The sequence below is a fragment of the Stieleria sp. genome, assembly GCF_041595215.1.
GTDB classification, from domain to species: domain Bacteria; phylum Planctomycetota; class Planctomycetia; order Pirellulales; family Pirellulaceae; genus Stieleria; species Stieleria magnilauensis.
On sequence record NZ_JBFHKV010000379.1, the window covers coordinates 1 to 7,098 of the forward strand.

At 59.2% G+C, this 7,098-nt stretch carries 6 protein-coding genes; 2 read left to right on the forward strand and 4 right to left on the reverse strand.

Going from position 1 to position 7,098, the window contains the following annotated elements:
• Positions 1-966: DUF1015 domain-containing protein (locus tag ABX749_RS15660; RefSeq protein WP_372896803.1), on the forward strand; the 966-nt coding region annotated here is incomplete at its 5' end.
• 207 nt (positions 967-1,173) lie between these two features.
• On the opposite strand, the gene ABX749_RS15665 is transcribed toward ABX749_RS15660, so the two are convergent.
• The 4 genes from ABX749_RS15665 to ABX749_RS15680 form a co-directional block, all read right to left on the reverse strand.
• Positions 1,174-2,235, reverse strand: coding sequence for an exonuclease domain-containing protein (locus ABX749_RS15665; RefSeq protein ID WP_372896804.1), 1,062 nt, complete (start codon positions 2,233-2,235; stop codon positions 1,174-1,176).
• Positions 2,236-2,540: 305 nt separating this feature from the next.
• Positions 2,541-3,017 carry a ribosomal protein S18-alanine N-acetyltransferase gene (rimI, locus tag ABX749_RS15670; RefSeq protein WP_145222016.1) on the reverse strand — a complete coding sequence of 159 codons (477 nt, stop codon included), beginning with the start codon at positions 3,015-3,017 and terminating at the stop codon, positions 2,541-2,543.
• Between the two features lie 402 nt (positions 3,018-3,419).
• The gene (locus ABX749_RS15675; RefSeq protein WP_372896805.1) at positions 3,420-4,688 is read right to left on the reverse strand and encodes a D-mannonate epimerase; all 1,269 of its coding nucleotides are present in this window, start codon (positions 4,686-4,688) and stop codon (positions 3,420-3,422) included.
• Positions 4,689-4,704: 16 nt separating this feature from the next.
• Entirely contained in the window at positions 4,705-5,883 is a 1,179-nt protein-coding gene (locus ABX749_RS15680; protein WP_372896806.1) for a tRNA dihydrouridine synthase, read from the reverse strand.
• A 98-nt stretch (positions 5,884-5,981) separates the two neighbouring features.
• Between ABX749_RS15680 and ABX749_RS15685 the strand changes: the two genes are divergently transcribed.
• Positions 5,982-7,016 carry an aldose epimerase family protein gene (locus ABX749_RS15685; RefSeq protein ID WP_372896807.1) on the forward strand — a complete coding sequence of 345 codons (1,035 nt, stop codon included), beginning with the start codon at positions 5,982-5,984 and terminating at the stop codon, positions 7,014-7,016.
• The last annotated feature ends 82 nt before the right edge of the window (positions 7,017-7,098 follow it).

Sequence of the window (7,098 nt, forward strand, 5' to 3'; positions counted from 1 at the left end):
AGCGTTTTTCTGTATCGCCAGATCATGAACGGCAAGAGCCAAGTCGGTGTCGTGTGCTGCTGTCACGTGGAGGATTACGAGAACAACTTGATCCTGAAGCACGAATTCACGCGACCGGCCAAAGAAGACGACCGGACCCGTCACGTGATGACGCTCAACGCCCACGCCGGCCCGGTCTTTCTGACCTATCGGGATGATCCCGACTTGAACGGGTTGGTCGATGCCGCGATCCGAGAAACCCCACTGTACGATTTTACGGCCGATGATGGCGTCCAACACACCGTTTGGCGCGTCGCAAAAAGTGCCGCCTACGTCGCGTCCCTGACCGCGGTACCGGAATTCTACGTCGCCGACGGGCACCACCGGGCGGCCAGTGCCTGGCGCGCCGGAAAAGCTCGACGTGAAGCCAATCCCGATCACAACGGAACCGAAGAGTACAACTGGTTTTTGACGGTGTTGTTTCCGGCGTCTCAATTGAACATTCTGGCGTACAACCGAATCATCAAAGATCTCAATGGCCAAACGCCCGATCAGATTCGCGAGCGATTGAGCGGCGTCGGCAAGCTGGAAGAAACCAGTGATCCGGTTCCAGACCGCGCGGGAACGTTTTGCATTTACCTGGATGGGAAATGGTGGCGGCTGCGGGTTCCGGCCGATTCGATTGATCATCACGATGCGATCAACAGCCTGGATGTCGCGATTTTGGAGCAGCGGGTGATTCGCCCGATCTTCGGAATCGAGAATGTTCGCACCGATCCGCGCATTGACTTTGTCGGCGGGATCCGCGGGACGAAGGAACTGGAGAAACGGGTCGACTCGGGCGAGTGGGCGATTGCCGTTTCGATGTTCCCGACATCGATCGAGCAATTGATGGCGGTTTCCGATGCCGGAGAAGTGATGCCGCCCAAGAGCACCTGGTTCGAGCCGAAGTTGCGAAGCGGATTGCTGACGCACCTGTTGGACTGAACCCGTTGGTAGCGGCAGGGCGCGAGCCCTCCGGTCTTTCGTGCCGCCGAGCGGCGGCACCGGACGGCTCGCGCCGTTCCGCTAACACTCGCTTGTGGCACCGGACGGCTCGCGCCGCTCCGCTAACACTCGCTTGTGGCACCTTACGGCTCGCGCCGTTCCGCTAATCGCGGGGACCGAACGGATCGCGGCGGTTCACCGAATGTTCTAGTGTCCGATCCGCGCCAAAAATTCGGACTCGGTCAGGATTTCTAATTCCGCTCGACCGGTCAGGTCATCGACTTGCTGTCGATCGACATCGGACGATCCGAGCACCACGCAATTGGTCGATGCGTCGACGTCGACTTGGTGAACGCCGCCGCTGCGACGGGCCAAGTCAATCGCTTGTTCATTGCTGATGACCTGAAGCCGGTCGACGAAGACGATCTGTTTGCCACGCAGCGGCTGAATGAATTCCGCCCGGATCGACAGCCGCTGCAAGTCGATGGCGGATTCGGTCGATGTCAGTGATCGTGTCGTTGCGTCCGCGTAGCCGGCTTGCGACTCACCAACGATGGCGTCTTCGTCGAACGGGTTCATCGGAAGCGGCAACAGTTGGCTGCCGCCACGCCGTAGCGTCCGCTTGGGAAGTCCCTTGTCGGTTTTTCGTTTGGACGCCGACTTGCGCGGGTTGCCCTTCTTTGACGCGTGGCTGACGCCCCAGGGGCCCGCTTTGCCACGCTCGATGCGGAGTTTCTGTTCCAGGTCTTCGATCGACTCGGCGGCTCGGGCGATTCCCGCCGCCAACAAGACTTTGGCGCACGCCCGCGAGTCTTCCAGTGCGTCGTGATGTTTGAATTCGACGCCCAGCCAATCCGAGAGCGGCTTGAGACCGAAGCGGCGGCGGTCGGGCCAGGTTTGACGGGCGATCAGTCGCGTGCAGGAGAACCGCAGATCGGGGATGTCGCAATGGTGCCGCTGCAGGCACCCGATCAAGACGCCGATGTCAAACGGGGCGTTGTGGGCAATCAGACAATCGTCGGCCAGGAACTCTGCAATCTCGCCCCACAACTCGCCGAAGGTCGGTTCGTGTTGGACATCGGCCGGGGAGATGCCGTGGATGCGAATGTTGCCCGGTGAAAAAAAGAACGGGTCCGGGCGGATCATCCACATCTTTTCCCGAACCATCTGGCCGTCGCGCACGACGACGGCGGCGAGTTGACAGGCGCTGTCGCGACGTCGGTTCGCCGTTTCGAAATCGATCGCCGTAAAATTTGCCAGGAACGTCATGGCGAAAGTTTACGGGCCGAAGCCGCGATTCCCAAGTGGCGTAAGCTTCCAGCTTGCGATTCTCTTTTTTCCAGGCTCCGCCTGGGAGTATCACGGATATGGAGGCTACGGCCATCGGAACGAGGCAGACGCCAGGGTGGGAACCCTGCGAAGCGGCAAGCAGGATGCTTACCCCACGAGTATTCCGCCACACCTTGGTTTTCGGGTAGGCGGTAGTGGACGAGGCGACGAGTCCTTGCCAATCTGCCGGCTACAGAGGACTCGTCGCCTCGTCCACTACCCGAAAATTGAGCTGCGATAGACGACTAGCCGGCCATGCGGGAGATGCGGTTGCCGGGTTGGGCGATTTCGCTGGCGCTGGGGTGGTAGCGGTACTGCATCAGGTAGGCGTCTTCGACGGTGTCGTCGTAGAAGTCGCGGAGCACGCTGATGGCCCGGAAGCCGAGATTTTTGAAGAACAGCTGGGCGTCCAAGTTCGTTTCTCGGACTTCCAGCATGATGCGATTGCGGCGCTCGTGCGACAGTTTTCCGAACAGCTTGCTGCACATCGAGTTTCCGACGCCGTGGCGACGTTGGTCGGGATGGACGGCGAAATTCAGAATGTGCAGTCGGTTCTTGTGCAGTTCGTAGATCATGAAGCCGACGATTTCGTCGTCTTTCTCAGCGACCATGCCGATGCAATTGCGTTGTCGCAGGCAACGGATGAAATCCTCCTCGGTCCAGGCAAATTCGAAACAGCTCTGTTCGATTGCGAGGACGGACGGCATGTCGCGACGAATCATCCAGCGGATGTGCACGCAGACCGGAGTTTCTTTGGCTTGTTTCACTTCTGGGCTCCTTTCCAGCGAGACGAAACCCGGCCGGTGTCACCGGTCCGGTAATTCGAAAAATGCGTCAACAAAACCAGCAAATCGTCTCGATCATCGCGTCGTTTGCCGTGTGCGGGGAAAATAGCAAACGACCCGGCCCGAACCAAGACAGATTGTGAAGTCTTTCGAATTGGCGCGTTTAATTCTCTCACTGCATGTGTTCCGGGACGCGTGTGCCCCGCCCCGACCGGATCCGCAAGACGTTGCGAATCAATCATCGAGGGCGCTGCGTCCTTCCCATTGAATACTTAGATTCAAACGGTTCTGTCGGGGGGACGCTACCGAAAAGACAGCAATCTGGGGAAAATTTTTTGGCTAACTCAACTCAGCTTGCCAAAGCCCTAAAGCCGGGTTCTGGATGTAGTAGAATTCGCTGCCGTCGACGTCGGTGTGCCAGCCGTCGGTCAGCGTGCCGACGTTGTAACGGTTCATCAACGCGTTGATGTCGCCGGGCGTGTATCCGACCGACGAGATCTCTTGCGAAGTGAGCTTTCCCGCCGCGTAGACGACTTCAAAACGGTTTTCATGGGAGCCATGAACCAGGTGTGCCGCGGCCGATGGGTTGGCGGCCAAGTCTTCGTTTTCGGCGACCAACTGCACGATCTCTTTTTTGGTGCGGTAGCCGTACTTGCGAATCAGCCGATCAATCTCGCCATCTTCTCCAAACTCTTCCACCGCCGGGCCCAGGATGGTCAGCCGGCCGCCGGTCGCGATCGCCAGCCGAGTCCGGTAGATCGCTTTGTTCCCCAGCCAGGTGCTTTTGAATTCCGACGGATCCAGGTAGGCGACGACGTGTTGGGGAGGCTTTTCCAGGTGCGTGATGTTGACTTGGTAGGCCAGCTCGGCGGCTTTGAAGAACGTTTCGTGATCATCGCCGATGTACAGCCCTCGCGTGTGCAGCGTTCCGTCGCGCATTTGTTGGATCACGGTCAAGGCGTAGACGATCGGCATGCCCTTGCAGAACTCGTCTTGGGCGTAGTTGAGGATTTGCCGCAGAGGCGTGTTCGCCCGTCCCAGTGTTTGTTCGATGCCGTAGACCGCGCTCAAGTAGTGGCTCTCGTTGATCCCCTCGACGCCACCGGTTCCGACAAAGACGTTTTTGTTGTAGTTGGCCATCCCGATGACTTCATGCGGCACGACTTGGCCGATCGAAAAGATCAGATCGTGGCCGCCGTCACGGAGCAGTTTGTTGACTTGGGCTTTCCACGGTTTGTCATACACCCCACCGGTGACATCAGAAACATACGACGCCGGTACCGTGCCCAAGGTGACCACGTCATCGCGCCAGCGGTGGGGTCGAAACAGATCCAGCGGCACACCGGGGAACATGTGCGACAGTTGCTCGGGCTTCATCGCGCTATGGGTGCCCAGTGCCGGCATGATGTCCGCGACGCGTTCGCCCAGCATCTCGTGGCACAACGCCGTGATTTCACCGGCGCGGCTGAACAGTCGTGTGTGGTCGGGCGGCAGCAACAACGCTTTTTGGGGCAGCCCGATCTTGGCGAAGGTTTCTTCGAGCGCGCGACGCAAGTCGTCCGATGTGAGTGAAGTCGATTCGCTGCCGGTTTCAAAATAGGTCGTCATGGTCCGTGGTCCGGTGTCATTCTTCCTGGCTGCCGTGGCAATCGCGGGGGATCATCCGCCCGGGGCCGTCGCTGCCGTAATGGATTTGAAGCGCAGATTCGAAATCGTCGCGCGTTTTAATTTTGACAAACGCCTGGCGAACCGATTCATAGTCCGGGTGCGATTGGCTGTATTTAATGGCGAATTTTCTCATCAACAAGGGGGCCCGCCCCGCGCCATAGGTTTGCTCACAGAGCGTAAAGTGTTCGCGCATCACATCGGCTTGCTGGTACAGCGACGGCGGGTCGGGCAGCGGTTGCCCGTCGGCCAACGCGCGGGCTTGTTGGAAAATCCAGGGGTTGCCGATCGCTCCGCGGGCCACGGTGACGCCGTCGATTCCCGTTTGGTCGATCATCCGCAGGCAGTCTTCGGCGGAGAACAGATCGCCGCTGCCGAGAATCTGCATCGATCGGCCGACGTGTGATTTCACTTCGCTTAAGAACTGCCAACGACTGGGGCCGACATAACGCTGGACGACGGTTCGGCCGTGGACGGTGGCGGCGGCCAAACCGGCGTTCAAGGCACCGTCCAAGATTTCGAAGAACGCATCGCGGGATTGTGGTGTGTCGTCGATGCCGCGACGCATCTTGACGGTGACCGGGATGTGATGCGGAACGATGTCGCGGGTCCGCTGCAAGATTTCGATCGCGACCTTCGGCTGTGACAGATGAAAACCGCCCCGGCATCGTCCCAAGACCTTTTTGACCGGACAGCCGAAATTGACGTCGATGATGTCGAACCCGGCTTCGACTAATTTGAGCGCCCCGAGCGAAAACTGCTCCGGTTCGGCGCCCATCAATTGTCCGCCGACGGGGTGTTCGTCGGGATGAATGTCCAAGAAGTGTTTCGTCTTTTGTCGTTTACCCAGCGCCAACAAGAACTGGTCCAGCATCACTTCACAGACGCTGTAGCTGGCGCCGTGTCGTCGCGCGATCACACGCATCGGCAGGTCGCTGTAACCGCTCAATGCCGCTTGCACGACCGGGAAACCGATCCGAACGTTGCCGATGTTCAGGTCAGGGTATCGACCGGGGGCCGCTGTTTCAGAGGTGCCCCTGGGGGCGGTTGCGACAGAACGCGACCGCCCGCCGGATGCGACCTGTCGATCGCCGACGCCAACGGTGCCCCCATTCAATTCCCCAAGCGGACCCGTCATGATGTGGTGTTACCTGAGCTTGCCGTCGATTGATTTCGTTGCATTGTCTCGCATTGTCTTTGTTTTTCCCGTCGTTAAAACCGCCTATCCCATCGACCATGAAGATCGAAACCGCACCGTTTGGAACCGCCGACGACCAACCGATCACCCGCTACACGCTCATCAATTCGAGCGGCCACCGAGTCAGCGTGATGAATTTCGGCGCCACGCTGCTGGACGTCGAAGTGCCCGATCGCGACGGAAAGCTGGCCAATGTCAATCTGTGTTTTGATTCCCTGGATCGCTATGTCGCCGGGCATCCGTACTTTGGCAGCAGTGTCGGTCGGTTCTGCAATCGCATCGGCAACGCGAAGTTCACGATCGACGACACTGAGTATGCTCTGGTCGTCAATCATGGAAAACACCAACTGCACGGCGGGATCAAGAATTTTTCCTACCAGGTTTGGACGGCGGAGACACTGGAGCAGGACGGATCGGTCGGCGTGCGGTTCAGCCTGACCAGCCCCGATGGGGACAACGGCTTTCCCGGCAACGTCAATGTGACCGCCGAGTACAGCTGGAACGACGCCGACGAGCTGAAAATCGTCTATTCGGCGACCACCGACAAGCCGACGCACGTCAATTTGACCAACCACAGCTATTGGAATCTGCGCGGTGCGGGGACGGGGACCGCCAAAGACCATGTGGCGACGATCCAGGCGGATCAGTTCTTGGACGTCGACGAGGACTTGATCCCGACCGGTAAGTACAACGACGTGCAGGGGACGCCACTCGATTTCCGCACGCCGACCCCGCTGGGCGACCGTCTCGACCAGCTTCCCGCGACCAAGGGATATGACCACTGCTACGTCGTGCGTGGCGAGCCGGGCCAGTTACGAAAAGCGGCCTTGGTGGCCGATCCCGATTCGGGGCGGACGTTGGAGATTGAAACGACACAGCCCGGGATCCAACTCTACACGGCCAATCATCTCGGCGGCGGACCCGAAAACGCGGGCAACGGATCGCACGACGCGTTCTGTCTGGAGACTCAGCATTACCCCGACGCGCCCAACAAGCCGAACTTTCCCAGCACGCTGCTGCGACCGGGGGACAAGATTTCTGAAACGACGGTGCATCGTTTCGGCGTCAATTAGTATTCCGTCTCAGCCAAATTTTCGGGTAGTGGACGAGGCGACGAGTCCTCTGCAGTCGGCATATTGGCAAGGACTCGTCGCC

Excerpts from the sequence above, each read along its gene's own strand:
- ABX749_RS15665 (WP_372896804.1), bottom strand. The coding sequence starts at position 2,235 with ATGACGTTCCTGGCAAATTTTACGGCGATCGATTTCGAAACGGCGAAC.
- rimI (WP_145222016.1), bottom strand. The coding sequence starts at position 3,017 with ATGATTCGTCGCGACATGCCGTCCGTCCTCGCAATCGAACAGAGCTGT.
- ABX749_RS15675 (WP_372896805.1), bottom strand. The coding sequence starts at position 4,688 with ATGACGACCTATTTTGAAACCGGCAGCGAATCGACTTCACTCACATCG.
- ABX749_RS15680 (WP_372896806.1), bottom strand. The coding sequence starts at position 5,883 with ATGACGGGTCCGCTTGGGGAATTGAATGGGGGCACCGTTGGCGTCGGC.
- ABX749_RS15685 (WP_372896807.1), top strand. The coding sequence starts at position 5,982 with ATGAAGATCGAAACCGCACCGTTTGGAACCGCCGACGACCAACCGATC.